Raw genomic sequence first — 22,340 nt, 5'->3', positions numbered from 1 at the left:
ACGAAAAATTTAATCAAAAAAGTCGCCGAACACTTGAATAGCATTCAACGACTTTTAAGATTAATTCAACTGATTATAACTAATACAACTAGCGATAATCACAACTAGCGAAGTGGCTTTACGAGTGGGAACGTAATCGTCTCGCGAATGGTTGCGCCCGTAAGTGCGATTAGCAAGCGGTCAATTCCCATTCCCATGCCGCCAGCAGGAGGCATACCAACGCCGAGAGCCTCAATAAAGTCCTCATCAATATCCATTGCCTCAACGTCTCCAGCCAAAGCATCTTTAGCTTGAGCAACAAAGCGCTCGCGCTGCACAACAGGATCGTTAAGCTCGGAGTAGCCAGTTGCAAGCTCAAAGCCGCGCACGTACAAATCCCACTTTTCAACCATTCCAGGCTTTGTGCGGTGACCCTTAACAAGTGGGCTTGTCTCCACTGGGAAGTCGCGCACAAACGTTGGCTCATAAAGCTTGTCCTCGTAGAAGTGCTCCCACAAGTGCTCAACCAACTTGCCGTGATTCTCCACTTCGTCGCGCTCAACGCCAAGCTTGTCTGCGATTGCGCCCAAATGCTCAACAGAAGTTTCTGGTGTAATCTCCTCGCCCAAAGCTTCGGAAAGCGAGCCATACATGGTGATTTGCTTCCATTCGCCGCCAAAATCATACTCTTCGCCATTAAGCAAAGTCACCTTAGTGGAGCCGAATGCGTCTACAGCAGCCTTTTGGATCAGCTCTTTAGTAAGAGCGCCAATCGTATCGTAAGTGCCGTAAGCCTGGTATGCCTCGAGCATTGTAAACTCTGGTGCGTGAGTTGCATCCACGCCTTCGTTTCTAAAATCACGGTTGATTTCGAACACGCGGTCAATGCCACCAACCAAGCAACGCTTCAAGAAAAGCTCTGGAGCAATACGCAAGTAGAGATCAATATCGAAAGCGTTCATATGAGTTGTAAACGGACGAGCAGCAGCACCTCCGTGAACCGTTTGCAACATTGGTGTCTCAACCTCAAGGAAGTCGTGGCTGTCGAAAGTGCGACGAAGAGAAGCCACAGCATGCGAACGCCTGCGAACCATATCGCGAATCTTCTCGTCTGCAATCATGCCAATATATGGCTTGCGAGTACGAGTATCGTCACTTAATTCCTTATGCAAAGCTGGAAGCGGCTGCAAAGCCTTAGCAGCAATCGCCCACTCTGTTGCAAATACGGAAAGCTCACCCGTCTTTGAAGAAATTACGCGACCGCGAACGTACAAATGGTCTCCCAAATCAACCATCTGCTTGAAGCTTTTAATGGATTCTTCGCCGATTTCCTTCTTGGAAACCATAGCCTGAATAGTAGTGCCGTCACCAGCAGAAAGCTTAACGAAGCACAAGCCGCCAGCATTACGCAAGAAAAGAACGCGCCCAGCAATGCCAACCTCTGTATCGGTTTCTTCGCCAGCTTGAAGCTTGCCGTCAAAATCAGCGCGAACTTTTTCGATTGTATCCGTAACATTAAGATGCACCGGGTATGGTTGCACGCCTTCCTTAAGCATCATCGCGCGCTTTGCAACGCGCATTTGCACCTGCTCTGGGTGCGCAAGCGGACCAAACTCTTTATTGCTTGGGTCAATTGCTTCATCCAGGCTTGCGCCCTCGTTTACACGCTTAGCAATAACCTCATCCTGCGCGAGCAGCATTTCGGCATGCTCAACGGTGTCAATTTCGTTGACGTTGTCTGTTGATTCATTTTCTGCTGCATCGTTTTGCGCAGCGAGCATTGTAGTATTCGTGTCACTCATAGTCGCTAATTGTAGCTACTAGGTAATACAGATAAGTGCACAACAAATACGTTTTATTGCGTTATTTAGTTGATTGTGCGAATCATTTTTACATCAAATACACATTTTTATAGAAATATTTATATTTTTCTGTTTTCGGAAGAAAAATAGATTTACAGTAAAAATTTTTATTATTTTATTAAGATATACAAAATTATTTACGAAAAGAGACATGATTTTGCAAATATTGCAGATTGCATGCAAGCTATAAAAAAGTGAAAGTAAATTTTTAATAAAATCTCAAAAAATTTATTTACTAGCGACACACACTAACGACACACACAGCAACGCACAAGCGACACACAATGATATTTTGTAGCAAGTTCACGCTATTATAACCAAGTTATTGTAGTGTTTCATGAGCGATTACAGCATGTAGCTGCATCATGTATTCGTAAGATGAATTCACACAATAACATCGGGCTGTAGCGCAGTTTGGTAGCGCGCTTCGTTCGGGACGAAGAGGCCGCGGGTTCAAATCCCACCAGCCCGACTTTTGATTTTTGCACAATCGCGCGTATTGCAACACTCTTATAAACTTATAATTCTGTATAAACGCATAATTTTGTATGATTGAGTAGTGAGCAAAACGGAATTAAATCGCAAGAAGCAAGGTGGCTTAAATGTTAAGCGTTTCGCAATTGTATAAAGAACTAGACAATATGTTTGCTAATCACGCAAACGCACAAGAAATCGAAAAATACTTGCTAAATGCTCTGCACGAAGCAAATTGCGAGCCAGACGAACCGCAAGATGCAAGCCAAGAATCAAACCAAGAAAAAGCAAGCGCTCAAGCATTGCAACTATCTGTGTTAAATGAGTTGATGGGATTTTATAGGTCTAGAGGAGAATACGCAAAAAACAAGCCAATCATTGATAGTGCGCTAAAACTTTCAGATAAAATGCAACTAGCAGGCAGTGAAGCTGGCACAACAACACTTATAAACGCTGCTACTAGCCTTCGCGCAGCTGGCGATTATGAGCGCGCAACAGAAATATATTCTAAAGCTCTTAAAGAATCATCGAAAACACTAAAACCAAACGATAGAAAGCTCGCTGCCCTTCACAACAATCTTTCAATGCTTTATAGCGAAACAGGCAAAATTAAAGAAGCAATAGATCAGCTTGAAAAAGCATTAGACATATTGCAAAAATCGAGTATCAATCCTTCAACAGACATAGACATAGCAGCAACTCACACAAATCTTGCGATTGCGATTTTGCAAGAATGCTCGCAGCCTAGTGAAAGCACGAATAGCAAATCTAATAGTCTTAACGCTGCTTTTGAACACGCTTCAGCTAGCGTTCGCATGTACATTGCAGGAAATAACCAAGATCAACCGCATTACGCTTCTGCGTTGGCAGGATATGCGCAAGTTCAATACGCACGAAAAGAGTATTCCGATTCTGTAGACGCATACAGTAAAGCGCTTGATTTAATAGCACAATGTTACGGAAAAGATAGTGAGTCGTACGCGATTACGTTGGAAAATTTGCAGCAAGCACAGAAGGCAGCAGAAAAATTTACGGAGACTGGCGTGGCGGATGCGATTCAGTGCGCTGCGGAAAAATCGCCAGAAACCGATGAGCCGCATCCAGAATCAAATAAAACCATAAAAATAGATAAAACTATACAATCAAATAACACTATAAAATCAAGCAGAACTAAAAAAGCAGAAGATAATCCAAAAATAAAAAACGGCATGCAACTTTCAAAAGAATATTGGCAAACTTACGTAAAGCAACTACTGGAATTACCAAAATTTAGGGACTATAAAAACCGCATAGCTGCAGGATTAGTTGGCCACGGATCGGAATGCTACGGATTTGACGACGAGATTTCTCGCGATCATGATTTTGGACCAGGATTCTGCATATGGCTTACAGATGAAGACTATGCGAAAATTGGCTATGATTTGCAAGCAGCTTACAACGATTTGCCGCAAGAATTTGCTGGATTTGGCTCTCGCGAAGAAACGCCGCGCGCTAAATCATGCGAAAGCAGCAAGCGAGTCGGAGTATTTAGCATAAGCGAATTTTTTGAAAACATAACAGGATTTTCCGCCGCTCCAAGCCAAGACGAGCCGCATTTATGGCTTTCGCTAAGCGAGCCAACACTTGCTGCAGCTACGAACGGCCAAATTTTTGCAGACCCACTTGGAGAATTTAGCAAAACGCGTCAAAGTTTTAAGCTTATGCCAGACGATGTGAGAATCTCGCTAATCTCTAGAAGGCTTGGCATGATGGCTCAAGCAGGTCAATACAATGTTCCACGAATGCTAGCGCGAAAAGACGGAGCTGCAGCGTGGCTTTCTATAAACGAGTTTGTGCGCGCAACCGCTTCAATCGTGTTCTTGCTAAATAACCCAATAAGCGCAGGATATTTGCCATATTATAAGTGGCAATTTGCAGCACTTCGCAAGCTAAGCGCGCGAATGGCGTCTAGGCTTTCTGGCGTAGCAAATCAACTTGAATCGCTTATGCGACTAAGTAGTGCGGCATGCTTTGGCGGAATCGGATTTGGCGAAGGCACAAAAGGAAGCAGCGAATCTGAGTCTAAAATAAACGAGATTATTCAAAACGTGTGCAACGAAGTAGTGCAAGAGCTTAAATATCAAGGTTTGAGCGATTGCAATGAAACATTTTTAGAATGGCAGCGCCCGTATGTTGAAGCGCATATTAATTCGCGCGCTGCGTGCTTAAGGAGCTTATGATGTGCAATTCATTATCAAATCCAAAAACGCAAAATCCAAAAACGCAAAAGCTTGCAGAAGAAATTACAAAACTAGAATGGCAGCAATTCCAGCTTACGCAAAACGAAGGCGGACGCGCGAATTGTCAAGGAAACTGGCCAACATTCCACATTATGCGAATGAGCCAATTTTTAACTTGGCCTCTGGATTTGCAAGAGTCTTATAAAAAAGATCTTGAGCGCGCAAATAGCAATGGCAGAAATTTGATAACAGAAAAATATGCAAGAATGATGGAGTCTACTGCCCCAGAAATTTTTGAACGCACGATTAAGCCTTATATTAAGCCGATTTTAGAGCCTAGAAAAAGCGAGCAAGAGAAGATTATTTTAACGCAAGTTAAGTGGGCCGATGATTTTCGCAATCACTACCCTCATTTAGGTCTTGCAATGCGCGTTCTAAAAACAAGCGAAGATACAGAAGAAAATACATCTTTTGAAACGTATTTGAGAGGAGAATTAAGCACGTATTCTGCCGAAACTTTTGCTAAATATAAAACTTTTATAGAAGATTTAACGGCAAAAAATCTAAATCTTACTCAGATGATTATTGAAAATACTGTGCACATGTATGGCTACGATTCACTCGAATCAGCCGACAAATGTTGAGGCAACTATAGCGTGAATAGTTTTATTACAGAGTAAATAGTTTTGCAAACGCACAATCGATTCTTTGCGCAGTTTTTAGGCTACGCAAATCAGATTCAACAAAAACAGTAGAAGATGCACGCAAACCATTTTTGCTCAAAAAATCTCTATAAATCATAATATTCGGCTTTAGCAAATGAGATTCGCAAGATGCACTAACGCCATTTATCTCGCTAAGTATTGGGCAAGTTTCGCGCGCACAATCCATCCACTCTTGCGAAGCGTTTCCAAGCGCCCAGACGCGCACACCTTTTGCGATTAAATCGCGAGCAAAAGACGCAAAACGCGCTCGCTCCCCTAAAAATCCGCGTGAAAAATTCTTAAAATACAGGCGATAAAGCCAAGTTACAGCAGGACCGTGATGCTCGCTAAACGATTCCAGTGCGCGCTGGCTGCTCCATGCCGCCTCTAGCAAAGCTTCGTGAAACTCAAAACCCCATTCTGGCTCGTAACTAAACAGAACTTCGCCAATATAATCTGGGTAATCTGACTCCAATGTGCGGCGCGCATCCCAATCAACAAGAAGATGCAGGTCAAAAACAACATCTGTTATGCCGTTTTCAATAATTTTTTGCGCGCACAAATCGCAATAAGCGTCGCTATTCCTGCAATCGTCACTATTCTTAAAATCATCGCGATCATGCGAAAAATCTTCTGTACAAACCATTAAAAATCCTAAATTATTCGGTTGGCGAAATTCCGCCAACATAGGATGACATTCCAGAAGTGCCAGGAGCTACAGAAGAACCAACGCCAGAAACCCCAGCCCCAAGCCCAGCCCCAAAGCTAGCAGGCAAATTGTTCAAATTATAGCCAAGCGCCTCAAGCTGCGCGCGCCCATCTTCCGTAATATTTTCAACGCTCCAACGCGGCTTCCAAGTCCAATCAATCCTAAATTCGTCTACAAGTCCAACCAGCGCACTCGCGCACTCGTCTTCAATCAAATCCGTAAGCGGGCAAGCAGGCGTTGTAAGCGTCATCGTAAGAATCGCGCGACCAAGCTCGTCAATCTCAATCCCGTAAACTAATCCCAAGTCAACAACATCAATACCAAGCTCTGGGTCCACAACATTGTGCAAAGCCTCTTGAATATCTTCCTCAGTTACGCGCCCAATATTGTTTGCGCTAAGAGTTGATTCTGCTTGATTTTCTGCCATCTCGTTCCTTATTTTTAAGTGTTACAACGCGATTTTTTTAAGTGTTACAACGCGATTTTATAAAGCTACATACGATTTTATAAAGCCTCAATAGCCTTTGCAATACCGTCTTTTAAGCCTTCCCACGCAAGCAACGCACACTTGATTCGCATTGGATATTTAGAAACGCCTTGAAAAACCATAGCATCTTCCAACTCATCTTCGTCTTGCTCGCTTTTTAATCCAACTCCCCTAGATTCCATAAGTTTGTGGAAAAGAGCGGCCAATCGCAATGCATCCGCAACGGTTTTCCCCTCAACCAAATCAACCATAATCGAAAGACTCGCCTGCGAAATTGAGCAACCGTGGCCATCCCACTTAATACTTTTAATAAGCGCATTGCTTGAATTATCAACGTTTTTAGCGAGTTCCACATGCATTGTAACCTCATCTCCACAAGTTGGGTTAAATTGATGAGATTCGCCAAAAGCATAATCTTTATTAGCTTCTACAGCACAATTTTCGTGATGATTTGTAATTTTTATATTAGAATCGTTTTTTAGCTCATCGGTTGCTTGCGATTTACCAGAAGCCTCCTCAACTTTCTCTTCACGCTCTTCTGCTTTAGAAAGACTCTCTGTGCTTAAAAAATGTGTTTTTCCGTGCGGATTTCTAGCAGCATCTAGAATAACTTCTTGATACATGCTTTCTAAGCTGTTACTTGCACCGTTAGCGTCATCAAAACTCATATCAAACATACGCTCTCCTTGCATTAAAATATTACGACTATGCGCCAAAATATGCGCGAACTTGGGAAACAGCTTCGATTAATTCGCGAACTTCTTCGATTGTGTTATAAACTCCAACAGACGCGCGATTCGAAGCGTACACGCCAAAATGGCGATGAATCGGCTGAGCGCAATGATGCCCAACGCGAATCGCAATCCCTTGCGCATCCAAAAACTGGCCAACGTCATGCGGATGCACGCCTTCAACTTCAAAAGAAACCGTTGCAATGCGCTTGCTTAAATCAAGTGGGCCAAGCACGCGAACTCCTGGAACATCTTGCAATTTAAGCAATTCTGCAGCAATCTGACTCTCATGCTGTGCAACTCGATTCATGCCCAACTCTCGAAGCCAATCCGCAGCTACTCCTGCAGCGACCATTTGCGCAACTGGCTGAGTTCCTGCCTCAAAACGGTAAGGCGCTTCCATATATTGCGCTGGCTTATTAAGCCACGCAAGCTCCACCATGGACCCCCCAAAATTAGCAGGCGGAAGAGCTTGAAGAAACTCACGTCGACCATACAAGAACCCAACTCCCGTCGGTCCGTACATTTTATGAGCACTAAAGGCTGCAAAATCAACATCTAGCGCGTGAAAATCAACTGGAATATGCGGAACGGACTGACAAGCGTCAAGAACAAAAATCGCCCCAACCTGGTGCGCGCGCTTGCAAATCGGCGAAACATCCGTGATTGCGCCCGTAACATTGCTAATATGCGTAACTGCAACGATTTTCGTGCGCTCATCAATAACAGTGCTCAAATAATCCGCGTCCGCTCGCACTCGGCCATCTTCAGTTACATCAATCCAGCGAAGCTCCGCACCCGATCGAATCGCAAGCTCTTGGAATGGCAATAAAACGGAATGATGCTCTGCGCGAGAAACAACAATATTATCTCCCTCATTAATCACAAAATGCTGGCGCAAAATTAAGTTATCTTCCGCAAAACCAGAGCGATTTAGCTTAGCGTTAATAGTGGCATTTCCAATAGAAGTTGCAAGAAGATTCAACGCGCCTGTAGCGCCAGGCGTAACAACAATCTCTTCGCTGCCTTCTTTGCTACAAGCACCAACGAGTTTTGCAACCTTTGCGCGCGCTCCTTCAAACGCAACTGTGCTAAGCGCTGCCAACTCGTGCGCTCCTCTATGCACTCCAGCATTAATCGTTTTATAAAACTCGCTTTCGGCATTAATTACAACTTGCGGCTTTTGAGAAGTTGCTGCAGAATCCAAGTAAATCAAGGGTTTTGAATGCACTTTGCGACTTAAAATTGGAAATTGGAGCCTTAAATCTTCAAAATCGCGCATTAGCGCAAAGTCTGTATCAAGATTTTTATGATTAAACATTCAAAATCACCTTTTAATCAAATTTATAACTTAAAAGCCGCTCCCCCAAAACAATGATTGAAGGAGCGACTTTCAAGACTTAAATCTTAGTAATTAGCGCTTTACGAACAGCCAAGCATAAAAGCATAAAAGCATAAACGCTTAAATCATAAAGCAGAAAGCTAATTAGAATCCAAATTGTGCCGCAGCTTGACGAAGAGTCTCTGCAGAACGCTTCAAAGCAGCAAGCTCGCGATCCGAAACTGGAGTATTCAAGCGAGAATTTACGCCGTTGCGGTTCAACAAAGTTGGAACAGACATGCAAACATCCGAGATTCCGTGGAAGTCTTCAAGCAAAGAGGAAACTGGCAAAATGCGGTTGGTGTCGCGAAGAACAGCCTCAACAATATCTACGCCAGACATTGCAATAGCGTAGTTTGTAGCGCCTTTACCGTTAATAATCTTGTATGCTGCGTTCTTAACTTCCTGATGAATCTCTTCGCGCTTAGCTTCATCCAATGGCTCATGTCCTGGAAGAGCATTCCACTCGCACATTGGAACGCCACCAATAGTTGCAGAAGCCCAAAGAGGGACTTCGGAATCGCCATGCTCGCCAGCAATATAAGCGTGAACGTTCTTAACGTTCACACCAGTGTGCTGAGCAATAAGGAAGCGCAAACGTGCAGAATCAAGGTTTGTACCAGATCCGAACATTTGATTAGCAGGAAGACCAGAAAGCTTCATAGAAACATGCGTAACAACATCAACAGGATTTGTAATAAGCATGTAAATTGCGTTTGGAGCAACCTTAACAACATTAGGAATAATCGACTTCATAATATTTATGGTTGCACCTGCAAGCTCCAAGCGAGTCTGTCCAGGCTTTTGACGAGCGCCAGCAGTAATAACAACCATATCGGCATCGCGGCAAATTTCAACATCGTCGGAGCCAGCAATAGAAACAGCTGGGTAGAAGCTAGAACCGTGCTGCATATCGAGCACTTCTGCTTCAACACGTTCCTTAGCGATATCCTCAAGCACAATTTCACGAGCAACACCGCGCTGAGCAGCAGCAAACGCAAGCGTAGAACCTACTGCGCCAGCACCAATAATCGCAAGCTTTGTTGGCTTAACCTGAGAATTCACCATTAGAAAACCCCTTTTCCACAAACCGAATCAGCCCTCTAGCTAATAAATAACTCAAAATATAAGGGCTGCTCTAATAATAGAGATATATGCATGAACAGTTTTTACTTTAATCACACCTAAGGAGTTTTGCTTAAAACGCAATTTGCATAAGTTTTGCCGCCAAAGAATCTCCAACAAAAGCATCTAATTCTATGCCAGAATCCTTATATTCCGCCGATTTTACAATGCCATTTTCTCTAACTTTAGATAGCAAAGATCCAGAATAATCACTATAAGGAAGCCTAACTTTAACATGAACGTGTGGTGAAGGTAACAAATTTTCTATGCGCGTTCTTAAACGGTCAATATTTGTTCCACTTGCAGCAGACACAATTAAAGAATCAGGGTACAACGATTGCAAGCGCAAACGCATTGGCTCTTGCATAACATCCGACTTGTTAAACGCAATAATTTGCGCAATGTCTTCCACTCCATCAATTTGAGCTAAAACCTCGTTAACTGCTTCAATTTGAGAAACAGGGTCTGGGTGAGATCCGTCAACAACGTGCAAAATAACGTCTGCTTGGCCAACCTCTTCCAAAGTGGACTTAAACGCTTCTACTAGCTGAGTTGGCAGCCTTCGCACAAAACCAACCGTGTCTACAAGCGTATAAGCGCGACCATCTTTAGTTAAAGACTTTCGAACAGCAGTATCCAAAGTGGCAAAAAGCGCATTTTCTACAAGCTCCTTAGAGCCAGTAAGCCTATTTATAATCGAAGATTTTCCAGCATTTGTATACCCTACTACTGCAACGGTTGGAATATCTTGACGACGCCTAGATCCGCGCTTTGTCTCGCGAGTTGGTGCCATTAGCGCAATGTCGTGACGCAATTTTGAAATTCGATTCCTAATTGCGCGCCTATCCATCTCGATTTTTGTTTCGCCAGGACCTCTAGAGCCTATTCCAGCGTCTCCAGCAGCGCGGCCGCCAGCCTGCCTAGAAAGAGCAGCACCCCAACCTCTAAGTCGCGGAAGCATGTATTGGAGCTGAGCAAGCTCGACTTGTGCCTTTCCTTCCCTACTTGTTGCATGTTGAGCGAAAATGTCTAGAATAACAGCCGTTCTGTCTACAACCTTGACTTTAGTGGCATCTTCCAAAGCTCTTCTCTGGCTTGGTGGAAGATCGTCGTCTACAACAATCGTATCTGCATCATTTTGTGCCACAACTGCCGCAAGTTCACGCGCTTTTCCAGAACCAACATACGTTGCTGCATCTGGCCTATATCTTTGCTGCAACATGCCGTCACACACTACTGCTCCAGCGGTTTTAGCAAGAGCGGCCAACTCTCTAAGAGACTCTTCTGCTTGGCTTAAAGTTCCGCGAGCGCTAGACCACACACCTACTAAAACAACGCGTTCCAGCCTTAGTTTTCTGTACTCTACTTCGGTTACGTCTTGTAATTCTCCAAGGCCAGCAACTCGTTTTAACGCGTTTCTTGATTCGCGCTCTTGCCAAGCTTCGTCGTTACTTTCTAGACTTGATCCAGCGTTTGCATTGTCTAGCAGAACTTCACTATGGCCTGAAAGAAAGTCTTTATGCTCATTTTTATGCTCAGGCATATTATTATCACCACTTGCCAAATCGCTGTTTGCTAAAGTATCTACCAAAACTATGCCCTTTGCTATTTTGCTTTAACTACTAACGCTAAATCCCCAGTTAATACACGATTTACAACGTTTGTTTTATTATTGTGAATCTAGAAGACATAATTTTTAACGCAACACTAAAATGGCTATTAACACTTTTAATAAAACTAAAAAGACGAGCAGCATTAATGCTACTAAAACAAGCAAAAATACTAAAGAATCTAAGACTAGCGGCGAACAGTATTTTTCCGCTAATCCAAATTCTTTAGACTTAAGACGAACTTTGCAAGTTGATTTGCGCTGTCACAAAGTTAGCGTGCAAGTTTCTAACGGAGTTTTTAGCTCTTCTAAGCTTGATTTAGGAACTGCAGTTCTTCTTAAGCACGCTCCACAACCCCCAGAAAATGGGCGATTTTGCGACATCGGTTGCGGATGGGGCGCTATTAGTTTGGCTTTAGGTTTTGAATCCCCTAATGCGCAAATTTACGCAGTAGACGTTAACGAGCGCGCTCTAGAACTTACTAATATTAATGCCAAAAATGCTGGATTAAATAACATTCACACTTATCTTGTAGAAGATGCGCTAAAAGAAGATGAGCTAAAAGACATTGATCTTATTTGGTCTAATCCTCCAATCCGCGTTGGAAAAGACGTTTTGCACAATATTTTGCTCACGTGGCTTCCTCGCTTAAAAGTTGGTGGAGCTGCTTATTTAGTTGTTCAAAAAAATCTTGGTTCCGACTCCTTAATCCCTTGGCTTTCTAAAAATCTTGGGGAAGATTTTAGCGTTGAAAAATACGCAAGCTCTAAGGGATACAGGATTATAGAAGTCTTAAGAAAATAAGATTTAACAGGATTTAGCAAGATTTAACAGGATTGAATATGAACTTTGACTATCCTAGTGAACTGCCGATTTGTTCCGCACGCAACCAGATTATTGAAGCTATTAAAGAGTCACAAGTTGTAATCGTATCTGGTCAAACGGGTTCTGGCAAAACCACTCAAATCCCAAAAATGGCTTTGGAACTTGGCAGAGGCGGTCGCGGAAAGCAAATTGTTCACACGCAACCTCGTAGGCTTGCTGCGCGCACAGTTGCCGAGCGAATCGCAAGCGAAATGGGTGTTAAGCTTGGCGAAGAAATCGGCTACCAAGTGCGTTTTAACGACGAAAGCTCATCTAAAACAAAGCTTCGCATAGTTACAGACGGTATTCTACTTGCTCAAATTCAGCGCGATCCACTTCTTACGCGCTACGACACGATTATTATTGACGAAGCTCACGAGCGCAGCCTAAACATTGATTTTTTGCTTGGATATTTAACAACTCTTTTGCCAAAGCGCAAAGACTTAAAGCTTATTATTACTTCTGCAACAATCGATTCTGCAAAGTTCAAAGACCATTTTGAGCAAGCTTTGCACATTAAAGTTCCTGTTATAGAGGTTTCTGGGCGAACATACCCCGTGCGCGTACTTTACGAGTCGCTTGGAAGCGCGCCTTCGCTTATGAAGCATGTTCCAGGTTTTGCAGATATTGCTATGGATGATGAAAGCGTTGCGCAAAGCCAAAGTCTTTCTAGTTTTTCGCAAAGCGGAGATATTTGCGATGAAGACATTGCTTCTGCTGTAACTCGCGCATGTGCTCAACTTGTTATTCATTCAACACACACTCAAGGCGCGCGAGATATTATGGTTTTTGCTTCTGGCGAGCGCGATATTCGCGAGTTTGAAGCATCGTTGCGTTCTTATTTCGGTACACGCACAAGCGACATGAATCGCAGTGACGCCATTGAGATTGTTCCACTTTTTGCGCGTCTTTCTTCTAAAGACCAGCATCGCGTTTTTGAGCATCACACTCATCAGCGTATTGTAATCGCCACTAATGTTGCAGAAACTTCTCTTACAGTGCCTGATATTCGCTACGTTGTAGACCCTGGTTTTGCTAGAATTTCGCGCTATTCTAAGTCTGCTAAAGTTCAGCGTCTTCCTATAGAACCTATTTCTCAAGCAAGCGCGGATCAGCGCTCTGGTCGTTGTGGGCGAATTGCAGATGGCATTGCTATTCGCTTGTATTCTAGGGAAGATTACGATACTCGCCCGCGCTTTACCGATCCCGAGATTTTGCGCACTTCACTCGGCGCTGTTGTTTTGCACATGCTCTCTGTCGGTGTTGCTAAAACTGGCGAAGATATAACGAATTTTGGATTTATTGATCCTCCAGATATTAAGGCTGTGAGCGACGGCTTTAACGAGCTTAGCGAGCTTGGCGCAATAAGCAGAAAATCTGGTGTTATAAGCTTGACTCGAATTGGCCGCGAGCTTAGTCATATTCCAATTGACATTCGTTTAGGCCGCATGATTATTGAAGCTGCGCGCAACACTACGCCTAATACTTTAGCTGCGATTCTTGTGATTGTTGCATTTTTGAGTTTGCAAGATCCGCGCGAGCGCCCAGAGGACAAGCGCGACGAAGCAGATAGATTACACAATCGTTACGCCGATGAGTTAAGTGACTTTTTAACAGCATTGAATATTTGGGATCGCATATTCCAGGCAGATGGCGAAATCAGCAACAACGCACTAAGGCGACTTTGCAAAGAGGAATTTTTCCACTTTTTACGCCTAAAACAGTGGAAAGATTTAGTTAATCAGCTTAAAGATTTATGCAAAGAACTCCATTATAATGTTGGCGAAGCTCTGCCAATTAAACGCGCGCCTTTGCAAATCCGCCAATTGCCAAACAATCAGCAGGCGGCTCACAGTCTTTGCTGCACTTGGGATTATCAAGGAATCCACTCTTCTATGCTTTCTGGCTTGCTTTCTATGATTGGCATGCAAGTTATTCGCGAGCCTAAGGCTTCGGATTTTGCAGGACTTCGAGGAACAGCCAAAATTCGCGCAATTAAGCGCGCTCAAAAAATGGCAAAAAACGATTATCAAGGCGCTAGAAGCACAAGATTTTCAATCTTCCCATCTTCATCTGTTTCTAAAGCAACTCCTTCTTGGATTATGTGTACGGAATTGGTTGAAACTTCTAGACTTTGGGCAAGGTATTGCGCGCAAATCGACCCTGCTTGGGCGGAATCTTTAGCTAAGAATCTTACTCGCGTAACATATTTAGATGCTCATTGGAGCGCAAGCAAAGGTGCGGCAATTGCTCAATCGAAAGTGCTTTTGTACGGCTTACCTATTGTGCAAAATCGCACTGTTCAATGGTCTAAAATCAACCCTTACGAATCTCGAATGTTAATGATTCGTCAAGGCTTAGTCGAAGGAAACGTTCAGCAGCGTTTTCCATTCAACGATTTTATCTCCTCAAATATTAACGTTTTGAACGATGCCGATAATCAAACAAATCGCACTAGGCAGGCAAGCGAAACTGTAAATGACGAGGATTTGTTTACTTTTTACGATAATAAACTTCCTCAAGAAGCTACGACTATTGCAGATTTAGCTAAATGGTGGAAAAATTACAGACTTCAAGACCCGCATTTTCTTGATTTTAACCCAGATTGTGTTGAGCGCTTGCAATACGCAAATGACACTGATTTAGCAGACTACCCCGATACTTGGCATACGATTGGAACAGACGGCCAGAAAATTAATTTGCGCTTAAGCTACATTTACGATCCGCATAATCCTTTAGATGGCGTAACTGTACACGTTCCGCTTCATGCGCTTTTGCGACTTAAGTCTCAAGAGTTTACTTGGAATGTGCCAGGCTTATTAGATGAGCTTATTATTGGCATGATTAAGTCTCTTCCTAAGACTTTGCGCGTGCAATTCGTGCCAGCTCCAGATACTGCGCGTAAGATCCGCGAGTGGATTGACGAAAACTACGATTATCTTCCAGGAATAAACGAGAATCCACAAGAAGATTTTGTTTGGCAAGATTTTAGCGAAATCTTTACTAAAGCTGCGATTAGTGTTATTGGAGCACAAATCCACCCAGAGGTTTTAAGCGATGAGCAGTTGCAACGGTTATCTCCTTATTTGCGCGTAACTTTTAGCGTTGAGCAAAAGAAAACTAATAAAAACAAACCTAATCAAAACAATTCGCATAATCAAAGCAACAAGCGCATTAAGCCTACTGTTTTAGGAACAGATAAGTCGCTAATAAGTCTTCAGCATCGATTTGCAAAATCAGCTCAAGAGTGTGCATTAAATGTTGTTAACAGCAAGGCGATTAAAGCTGCAAAGGCCGGAAATGTTGTTGAGAGAGCAGATTTGTTACACAAGTCTGGTGCGACTAATCTTTCTAGATCTCAAATGGTTTGGCAAGGCGCGCTTAACATGCTTATTTTAGACGATAAGCGCATTACATCTAGATGGCTCGGCAGCGAGGCTTTGCTACTTGCTTCTGCACCTTATAAGTCTTCTAAAGATTTGGCTCAAGATTTGCAAATGGCTGCTATTAAGCGCCTTATACCAAATACGCAAAAAATTACTAACGATGTTGAGCTTAAAGAAGCTGTTGGCAATATTGCCGAGGTTTACGAAGACACGGTTTATAGCGTTGCACACAGTGTTATTGCTATTTTGGAGCGATTTGCTAAAGTCGAGTCCGCTGTTAGCGGCAAAGCCGACTTGCCAATGCTTAGTGTTCTTCAATCGATTAAAGAACACGCATCTTCGCTTGTTTTTCCTGGATTTATTGCAAAAACAGATTCTAGCGCACTTACTTCAATAGAGCGCTACTTACATGCGGATTTGATTCGACTTAACAAAGCTAAGTCAAACAAAGATCGAGATGTTCAATGGGCTTGGCAGGCAGATGAAGCTCATAAGCTTGTGTTAGAAGCTCAAAAGAGAGCAGAAAGCTTGCCTGCAGGGCCTAATAGAGATGAGGCTCAAGAAAAAGCTCAAAAACTAAAGTGGATGTGCGAAGAATTCTATGTTTCTCTTTGGGCGCAAGAGCTTGGAACAGCATACCCAATTAGTATTCAGCGTATGAAAAAGATTTTCTAACACAAAAGTTAAGGATCTGCATACTCATCCAGCGATTTTTGCCAAGCCAGAAATACGCGTCATAAACTCGTTCAAGAATCGTGGAACATTTACGCCAACAGCAACTTGCGTGGCATTAACATAGTCATTCAAGCGCGCAACATCACCAATTGTGCGTCTACGAGTTGGGCCATCAACATCAATTAATGTAAATATTTTCATAAGTAGTTTTAACTATTGTATTTACATTTTATAATTGTCATATTCCACAAAAGCTAACAACATAAATAAAGGAATATAATAAGATGCAAAACAATAAAGATTACAAATTGACTGCTTCTATATTTAACAAAAACAACAAAGACTCACTTACTACAGATTTAATTTTTGCACCAGTTGATACAGAAGATGCTAACACAACATTAAATAAATCTATGGAATTTATAAAAAACATAACAAGCCCAAACAATCAAATGGGTTTAAGCAATGAAGATATTTTGTTGGTTGCAAAAGGCTCTGTTCTAAAATTAGTTCAATCAGAACAAAAAGACCTCAATAATGCCGTTGATGAAATTAGTGAGCAAATTGATAACATAGACAGCAATTTAATAAAAGGTGGCGCCTTAATATACATAGAGAATGGCATAAATCTTTCCACAAAAGATACAAATAACATAATTGACGCAATCTATAAAAAATTAGATAAAGATTCTTCAATCTATTCATATGTACATAATAGTGGCAGTACACTTAGAATTAGCGCAATGATTGCACTAAAACATGCATAAAAACCAACGAAGATTTATGCAGATAATTTAGAAGCAAGGAATAAAATGATTAAATTAAATGATTTGCTAAATCTCACAGAAGAACAGGCAGCAAATACAAAAATACGTTTTAATATGAATAATGGCTATTGCGATCCTATTCAGCTTTATCAAGATGATCGTGAGAAAATCAATAAAGAATGGCTTTACAAGAATGGTAATAAGTCCCTATTCCAAGTTGGACAAATCGCAATATGTTTAGTACGCATGCTCAAAAACAAAGATCAATGGCTATTAACAACAATCGACACCGTCAGCAAAGATTTAAATAAACACGATGGAGTAGGCTATGAAGGAACTCCAATAAAGGAATATGAAAAATATTTTGGAAGAATAATTGTAAAATTCCACAATGAACATGAACAATTAGTTAGATGGCTTAACAATCTTAAAAGCGACTTAGAAGTTTCTCAAATTTTACCAGACACGTTCAGAGATGATAGTTTTCCTGGATATGACAATGTTAAACTTTCATATTCAGATTTAAAACGTATTGTTAAAAACAGTTATAATGATTGGATTGCAGCCCTAAGCAATCAAAAGGCAGTATATCTAATAACAGACACGAATACAGGTAAATTGTATGTTGGCTCTGCAACTTCAGAAAATGAAATGTTGCTAAAACGCTGGAAGGACTACTTAGAAACTGGTCATGGCGGAAATAAAAAGCTTATAAAACTAGTTGAAACTGAGGGAATCAAATATATTGAAGACCATTTCCAATATTCAATTCTTGAAAACTATAATGCGAAAGTTAAAGATGATTTTGTTTTAGGCAGAGAATCATGGTGGAAAGAAGTATTAAAAAGTGAGGATTTTGGCTATAACGGTAATTAATTTAAATAATCATTAGAAATAAGCTTCACCAATCCAACATCAAAAGATTAGTGTTCAGCGTATGAAAAAACTATGTTAGTGTAAAAACTATGTTAGTTTAAAAATGCGCGGCATAAGACTACAAAAAAGTGGTCACTATCCACGCAGCCAAAGATGACTGCAAGATAGTGACCACTAACATATTGAGTAAATAATAATTACTCTTTAACCATAAGGCTACGAGCAATGTAAACTACTAAGCCAATAAAGGCTACAATAGCGCCCATCATAAGCAAGTTAGAATAGCCTGCACCTAAGCCTTGGATTCCAGCAAAAGAGAATCCTTTTAGCAAGTTTCCGCCAAAGAATCCGCTGAAAATGGAAATACCGATTGATGCTGTAACATTCATAACTAAATCGTTCATACCGCATCCACGACCCGATTCTTCAACAGGCAATGCGCTAAGAACCGTTGAAACGATTGGCGAATACATAAGTCCGCAACCAGCGTAGTAGACGCATGCGCACAAAGTTAGAACAAGGAATCCGCAATTTATGAATACAGCAGCTCCAACCCATCCAAGAATCATAAGAACAGCAGCTATAATAATGCCAGCTTTACGTCCAATGAAACCGATAATTGTTCCAGAGCATGTTCCAAACACTGCTGCTACAACGAATGCCCATACAAGGTAGGAAGAAACTGCCTCAGTGCTCATATGATACAAAGCTCCACCAATAACATTGTAAATTGGAGGCATGCAATAGTTAGTAAAGTAGAAGATGAAGATCAAAATAATGCCCGAAAGCCAACGCTTATTCTTAAAGAATGCAGGAGTTACAAACGGGTTCTTTGCCTTCATAATGTATCCAGCAAACACAACAAACAGCACGATGGATCCAAGCAACAATCCCCATGCCTTGTACGAGAAGAACAAAGTCAGCAATGCAACAGCAATACCAAACACTGTAAAGCCAAGCTTATCTATCTTTCCACCAATACCGTTCTTTGTAGGCAAGAACTTAACAAGAACTGGCAAGAACAGAATAGTAATTGCAGGAATCAAGAACAAATACTGCCAAGCAATAGAGCTAAGAGCACCAGCAGCAAAAACGCCAATAGAAGCAGAAAGCTGATAAGCAGCAGTAAAGAGTCCAAAGAAAATTACCTTAAGATCGTTGCGCAAATACTTAGTTGCAATAACAAGGAAGGAAGAACCTGCTACTTGCTCGCCAGCGGTTTGTAAAATACGCGCAATAATAACAGTCCACAAGTTTGGAGTGAAGAAGAAGTTTGCAATAAAACCAAACAACGATCCAACAAACAGTGTTACAAGTCCGATTGTTATGAGTCTACGAAGCGACACAAAGTCACCCAAAGAGCCGTAAATAAAGCATACAATGCCTAAAACAATAATTGGCAAACTCGTAATAAGCGAAGCTTGATTAGGCGCGCCAACAGCTTTACCAATCTGATCGAATACCAGATTAAATCCTTGCAAACACAATGTTCCAAGAATAAAGGTTATAAGAAGTAAAATTAGCGAGTAAATCGCCACTTTGTCGCGGGTTTTTGGATCCTCGTATGGGTCTACCGCGCTAGATTTTGCAATCTCAGTCATAATAATCCAATCAATTAATATTTTTAGTTTTTACATTGGCAAACAAGACACGTCGCATATTGCGAAAAATGTTGCGATTTGCGGCGTGTCGAACAACAAAAAACGGAGCTAAAACGGAATTAAAACGCGTAAAATCCGCACTCAGCCAGCGATTTTTGCCAAGCCAGAAATGCGCGTCATAAACTCGTTCAAGAATCGTGGAACATCAACACCAACAGCAACTTGCATTGTCTTAACAGGGTCATTCAAGCGCGTAACATCACCAATTGTGCGCCCACGAGTTGGGCCTTCAACATCAACTTGCATATTGATTGGAAGCGTTGTAACAAGTGTTGGATCCACAGCTACAGCCACTGCCAAAGGATCATGCAAACCGCATCCGCCAAGGTGTGGAGCCGTTGTCTCATATGCCTTAATGTAAAAGTCGGTCATATCTGCAAGGAACTTGCCAGCCTTTGTGCCAAGGTCACGCCACTGCTTTGTCTCCTTGTAAGTAAGCAAAGTCTGTAAAGTAACATCCAAACCAATCATTGTTACTGGAGCACCAGAGCGGAATAGTACATCTGCAGCATCTGGATCTTGAGATATATTCGCTTCGGTCCAAGCGTTTACGTTTCCATGAATGGTAAGCGCTCCGCCCATAAGAACAATCTTTCCGATTTCGTCCTTGATTTCTGGAGCCTTCTTCAACGCAGCAGCAATATTTGTCATTGGTCCTGTTGGAACATACACCAAGTCCTTGCCATATTTCTTTACAGAATCGATAATAAAATCAACAGCTGATTCATCTTCTGCTTTGCGTGCAGAATCTGGAATCTCAACATCGCCAATTCCGTTATCTCCGTGAATAAATGCAGAAATTGGAAGAACTTCAAACGAATCTTTTGTGCTTGCGTGCGAAAGTCCCTTATAAACTTTTACTTCTGGATGCCCAAGTAAGTCTGTGATTGCAAGCGCGTTACGAACACCTTGCTCCATTAAAACATTGCCATACGTACCAGTTATGCCAATAAGCTCCATTTCTGGGCTTCCAAGAGCATAAGATATAGCGAGAGTATCGTCAACACCAGTATCAAGATCAAGAATCAGCTTCTTCACTTGAGTTACCTCCCTTTGTGTATTTGGCATGATCTTACAGTCGTTGTAAATCATGGATTGCGCGAATATTTTCAAAATTATTCAAATGCAACCAAGCAAAAATTTTATTATCATAATTTTGAAAATCAACATTACAATTGGATAATTTTAGATATATCATTGTTTCTTTATTGTGCAATAGTTTGCGATTTTTGTTATAAAATGTTTCAATTGCCAACAAAAGTTAAATTAAATAAACAAACGTTTAAATTATGCTTAGAAACTAGCATTCAAACATAAACATTCAGATATAACAATATGAAAAAAATTTTGCGAAAAATGTTAAAAAATAATCAAAGAAAAACCTAAAAATAAATCGCGCGACACGCCGCCACAGCACATCACGCGATTTTAATAGTCAACACAAACTAAACGCAAAAACCTACAGTCTAGGCAAGTATTTCTCTAGCTCGTAAGGCGTTACTTGGCGACGATACTCTTCCCACTCTTTGTGCTTATTGCGCAAGAAGTATTCAAACGCATGCTCACCGAGTACGCTAGCTACAAAATCAGACTTCTCCATAATCTTCAAAGCTTCATCCAAAGACTCAGGAAGAGGCTGAATTCCCATAGCTTGACGTTCAGCATCTGTAAGCTCCCAAACGTCGTCGCTAGTAGGATCACACAAAGTCATTTGCTTTTCAATGCCATCTAAACCAGCAGCCAACAAAACAGAGTATGCAAGATATGGATTCGCCACAGGGTCGAGCGCGCGAAACTCCATACGGCAAGAATTGCCTTTGCCTGGCTTATATTGAGGCACACGCAAAAGCGCAGAACGGTTGCTATGACCCCAGCAAACATAGCTAGGAGCTTCCGCTCCACCCCACAAGCGCTTGTAAGAATTAACGTATTGATCTGTAACAGCGCAAATTTCTGCAGCATGATGCAAAATACCAGCCGCAAATTGGCGCGCAATAAGCGACATATTAAACTCTTGACCAGCCTCGTAGAAAGCGTTGGAATCTCCTTCAAACAGGCTTAAATGCGTGTGCATACCAGAACCAGGCTGATCTGTAAGCGGCTTAGGCATAAAGCTGGCATACATTCCGCGCTCAAGAGAAATCTCCTTAACAACAGTGCGGAAAGTCATAATGTTATCTGCAGTAGTAAGAGCGTCTGCATATCTTAAGTCAATCTCGTTTTGACCAGGACCGCCTTCGTGGTGAGAATACTCAACAGAAATACCCATCTGTTCAAGCATGCTCACAGCACTACGACGAAAGTCCATTGCCGAACTTCTTGGAACGTGGTCAAAATACCCACCTTCATCAATAGGAACAGGCGCCTTAGACCAATCATCTTGCGCTTCAAATAAGTAAAACTCAATTTCTGGATGAACGTAAAAAGTAAAGCCTTTTTCTTTAGCTTTTGCGAGCGCAGTTTTAAGAACGTGACGCGGATCTCCAAGAGACGGCTCCCCATCTGGCGTTAAAACGTCGCAAAACATGCGCGCCGTGCCTTCTGGACCGCCATGCCATGGCAAAAGTTGGAAAGTCGAAGGATCTGGCTTAACAATCATATCGTCTTCTAAAACGCGAGTCATGCCTTCAATCGCAGAACCGTCAAAGCCAATACCCTCTTCAAACGCAGCTTCAAGCTCTGCTGGAGCAATAGCAACCGATTTAAGCGTTCCAAGAACATCCGTGAACCATAGTCGAATAAAACGAACGTCACGCTCTTCAACTGTACGCAAAGCGAATTCTTGCTGTCTATCCATATCTACAGTCCAATCAATTTAAGTGTGTAACTA

General features: G+C 42.0%; 16 protein-coding genes, 1 tRNA gene and 1 pseudogene. 7 read left to right on the top strand and 11 right to left on the bottom strand.

Going from position 1 to position 22,340, the window contains the following annotated elements; genetic code table 11:
• Positions 1 to 104: 104 nt before the first annotated feature.
• Positions 105 to 1,781 (bottom strand): lysine--tRNA ligase, encoded by a 1,677-nt coding sequence (gene lysS / locus MAF46_RS00950; protein ID WP_060785558.1) that lies wholly within the window; start codon positions 1,779 to 1,781, stop codon positions 105 to 107.
• A 458-nt stretch (positions 1,782 to 2,239) separates the two neighbouring features.
• On the opposite strand from lysS, the gene MAF46_RS00945 reads away from it, so the two are divergent.
• The 3 genes from MAF46_RS00945 (at position 2,240) to MAF46_RS00935 (ending at position 5,178) form a co-directional block, all read left to right on the top strand.
• Positions 2,240 to 2,313, top strand: a tRNA-Pro gene (locus MAF46_RS00945).
• Between the two features lie 130 nt (positions 2,314 to 2,443).
• Entirely contained in the window at positions 2,444 to 4,534 is a 2,091-nt protein-coding gene (locus MAF46_RS00940; RefSeq protein ID WP_060785559.1) for a DUF4037 domain-containing protein, read from the top strand.
• Entirely contained in the window at positions 4,534 to 5,178 is a 645-nt protein-coding gene (locus MAF46_RS00935; RefSeq protein ID WP_060785560.1) for a DUF4125 family protein, read from the top strand. The genes MAF46_RS00940 and MAF46_RS00935 overlap by 1 nt, the downstream gene beginning before the upstream one ends.
• 25 nt (positions 5,179 to 5,203) lie before the next feature.
• Here the strand turns inward: MAF46_RS00935 and MAF46_RS00930 are convergent, their stop codons facing one another.
• The 6 genes from MAF46_RS00930 to hflX form a co-directional block, all read right to left on the bottom strand.
• Positions 5,204 to 5,884 (bottom strand): HAD family hydrolase, encoded by a 681-nt coding sequence (locus tag MAF46_RS00930; RefSeq protein WP_004130294.1) that lies wholly within the window; start codon positions 5,882 to 5,884, stop codon positions 5,204 to 5,206.
• Between the two features lie 13 nt (positions 5,885 to 5,897).
• Entirely contained in the window at positions 5,898 to 6,374 is a 477-nt protein-coding gene (locus tag MAF46_RS00925; protein ID WP_004130295.1) for a metal-sulfur cluster assembly factor, read from the bottom strand.
• A 77-nt stretch (positions 6,375 to 6,451) separates the two neighbouring features.
• Complete coding sequence (gene sufU / locus MAF46_RS00920; RefSeq protein WP_060785561.1) at positions 6,452 to 7,111, bottom strand: Fe-S cluster assembly sulfur transfer protein SufU; 660 nt, start codon at positions 7,109 to 7,111, stop codon at positions 6,452 to 6,454.
• Positions 7,112 to 7,139: 28 nt separating this feature from the next.
• Positions 7,140 to 8,486: a SufS family cysteine desulfurase gene (locus tag MAF46_RS00915; protein ID WP_081090773.1), complete on the bottom strand. Its 1,347-nt coding sequence runs from the start codon at positions 8,484 to 8,486 to the stop codon at positions 7,140 to 7,142.
• Positions 8,487 to 8,651: 165 nt separating this feature from the next.
• Positions 8,652 to 9,614, bottom strand: a complete 963-nt coding sequence (locus MAF46_RS00910) for an L-lactate dehydrogenase (protein ID WP_004130300.1) — start codon at positions 9,612 to 9,614, stop codon at positions 8,652 to 8,654.
• 130 nt (positions 9,615 to 9,744) lie between these two features.
• Positions 9,745 to 11,214, bottom strand: coding sequence for a GTPase HflX (gene hflX / locus MAF46_RS00905; RefSeq protein ID WP_032835880.1), 1,470 nt, complete (start codon positions 11,212 to 11,214; stop codon positions 9,745 to 9,747).
• 169 nt (positions 11,215 to 11,383) lie between these two features.
• Between hflX and MAF46_RS00900 the strand changes: the two genes are divergently transcribed.
• Positions 11,384 to 12,085, top strand: a complete 702-nt coding sequence (locus MAF46_RS00900; protein WP_004132574.1) for a class I SAM-dependent methyltransferase — start codon at positions 11,384 to 11,386, stop codon at positions 12,083 to 12,085.
• Between the two features lie 38 nt (positions 12,086 to 12,123).
• Positions 12,124 to 16,206 (top strand): ATP-dependent RNA helicase HrpA, encoded by a 4,083-nt coding sequence (gene hrpA / locus MAF46_RS00895; protein WP_060785562.1) that lies wholly within the window; start codon positions 12,124 to 12,126, stop codon positions 16,204 to 16,206.
• A 24-nt stretch (positions 16,207 to 16,230) separates the two neighbouring features.
• Here hrpA and MAF46_RS00890 read toward each other — a convergent pair.
• Positions 16,231 to 16,389 (bottom strand): annotated as a pseudogene (locus tag MAF46_RS00890) (nucleoside hydrolase); the annotation flags it as partial.
• A gap of 101 nt (positions 16,390 to 16,490) precedes the next feature.
• On the opposite strand from MAF46_RS00890, the gene MAF46_RS00885 reads away from it, so the two are divergent.
• Both MAF46_RS00885 and MAF46_RS00880 read left to right on the top strand, forming a co-directional pair.
• The gene (locus tag MAF46_RS00885) at positions 16,491 to 16,973 is read left to right on the top strand and encodes a hypothetical protein (protein WP_018616207.1); all 483 of its coding nucleotides are present in this window, start codon (positions 16,491 to 16,493) and stop codon (positions 16,971 to 16,973) included.
• A 45-nt stretch (positions 16,974 to 17,018) separates the two neighbouring features.
• A complete protein-coding gene (locus tag MAF46_RS00880) occupies positions 17,019 to 17,849 on the top strand; it encodes a GIY-YIG nuclease family protein (protein WP_018616205.1) in 831 nt (276 codons plus the stop codon).
• 197 nt (positions 17,850 to 18,046) lie between these two features.
• On the opposite strand, the gene MAF46_RS00875 is transcribed toward MAF46_RS00880, so the two are convergent.
• The 3 genes from MAF46_RS00875 to glnA all read right to left on the bottom strand — a co-directional run bounded on the left by MAF46_RS00875 (position 18,047) and on the right by glnA (position 22,307).
• Entirely contained in the window at positions 18,047 to 19,450 is a 1,404-nt protein-coding gene (locus MAF46_RS00875) for an MFS transporter (protein ID WP_060785564.1), read from the bottom strand.
• A gap of 141 nt (positions 19,451 to 19,591) precedes the next feature.
• Complete coding sequence (locus tag MAF46_RS00870) at positions 19,592 to 20,548, bottom strand: nucleoside hydrolase (protein ID WP_004132582.1); 957 nt, start codon at positions 20,546 to 20,548, stop codon at positions 19,592 to 19,594.
• A 421-nt stretch (positions 20,549 to 20,969) separates the two neighbouring features.
• Positions 20,970 to 22,307: a type I glutamate--ammonia ligase gene (gene glnA, locus MAF46_RS00865; RefSeq protein ID WP_004130324.1), complete on the bottom strand. Its 1,338-nt coding sequence runs from the start codon at positions 22,305 to 22,307 to the stop codon at positions 20,970 to 20,972.
• Positions 22,308 to 22,340 lie beyond the last annotated feature (33 nt).

Source organism: Gardnerella pickettii (genome assembly GCF_029226345.1).
In the GTDB taxonomy this organism is placed as follows: domain Bacteria; phylum Actinomycetota; class Actinomycetes; order Actinomycetales; family Bifidobacteriaceae; genus Bifidobacterium; species Bifidobacterium piotii.
This window is presented reverse-complemented; position numbering and strand designations above follow the sequence as displayed.

Bases quoted from the DNA above. Each gene is read 5' to 3' on its own strand.
- lysS (WP_060785558.1), bottom strand. From the start codon at position 1,781: ATGAGTGACACGAATACTACAATGCTCGCTGCGCAAAACGATGCAGCA.
- MAF46_RS00940 (WP_060785559.1), top strand. From the start codon at position 2,444: ATGTTAAGCGTTTCGCAATTGTATAAAGAACTAGACAATATGTTTGCT.
- MAF46_RS00935 (WP_060785560.1), top strand. From the start codon at position 4,534: ATGTGCAATTCATTATCAAATCCAAAAACGCAAAATCCAAAAACGCAA.
- MAF46_RS00930 (WP_004130294.1), bottom strand. From the start codon at position 5,884: ATGGTTTGTACAGAAGATTTTTCGCATGATCGCGATGATTTTAAGAAT.
- MAF46_RS00925 (WP_004130295.1), bottom strand. From the start codon at position 6,374: ATGGCAGAAAATCAAGCAGAATCAACTCTTAGCGCAAACAATATTGGG.
- sufU (WP_060785561.1), bottom strand. From the start codon at position 7,111: ATGTTTGATATGAGTTTTGATGACGCTAACGGTGCAAGTAACAGCTTA.
- MAF46_RS00915 (WP_081090773.1), bottom strand. From the start codon at position 8,486: ATGTTTAATCATAAAAATCTTGATACAGACTTTGCGCTAATGCGCGAT.
- MAF46_RS00910 (WP_004130300.1), bottom strand. From the start codon at position 9,614: ATGGTGAATTCTCAGGTTAAGCCAACAAAGCTTGCGATTATTGGTGCT.
- hflX (WP_032835880.1), bottom strand. From the start codon at position 11,214: ATGCCTGAGCATAAAAATGAGCATAAAGACTTTCTTTCAGGCCATAGT.
- MAF46_RS00900 (WP_004132574.1), top strand. From the start codon at position 11,384: ATGGCTATTAACACTTTTAATAAAACTAAAAAGACGAGCAGCATTAAT.
- hrpA (WP_060785562.1), top strand. From the start codon at position 12,124: ATGAACTTTGACTATCCTAGTGAACTGCCGATTTGTTCCGCACGCAAC.
- MAF46_RS00885 (WP_018616207.1), top strand. From the start codon at position 16,491: ATGCAAAACAATAAAGATTACAAATTGACTGCTTCTATATTTAACAAA.
- MAF46_RS00880 (WP_018616205.1), top strand. From the start codon at position 17,019: ATGATTAAATTAAATGATTTGCTAAATCTCACAGAAGAACAGGCAGCA.
- MAF46_RS00875 (WP_060785564.1), bottom strand. From the start codon at position 19,450: ATGACTGAGATTGCAAAATCTAGCGCGGTAGACCCATACGAGGATCCA.
- glnA (WP_004130324.1), bottom strand. From the start codon at position 22,307: ATGGATAGACAGCAAGAATTCGCTTTGCGTACAGTTGAAGAGCGTGAC.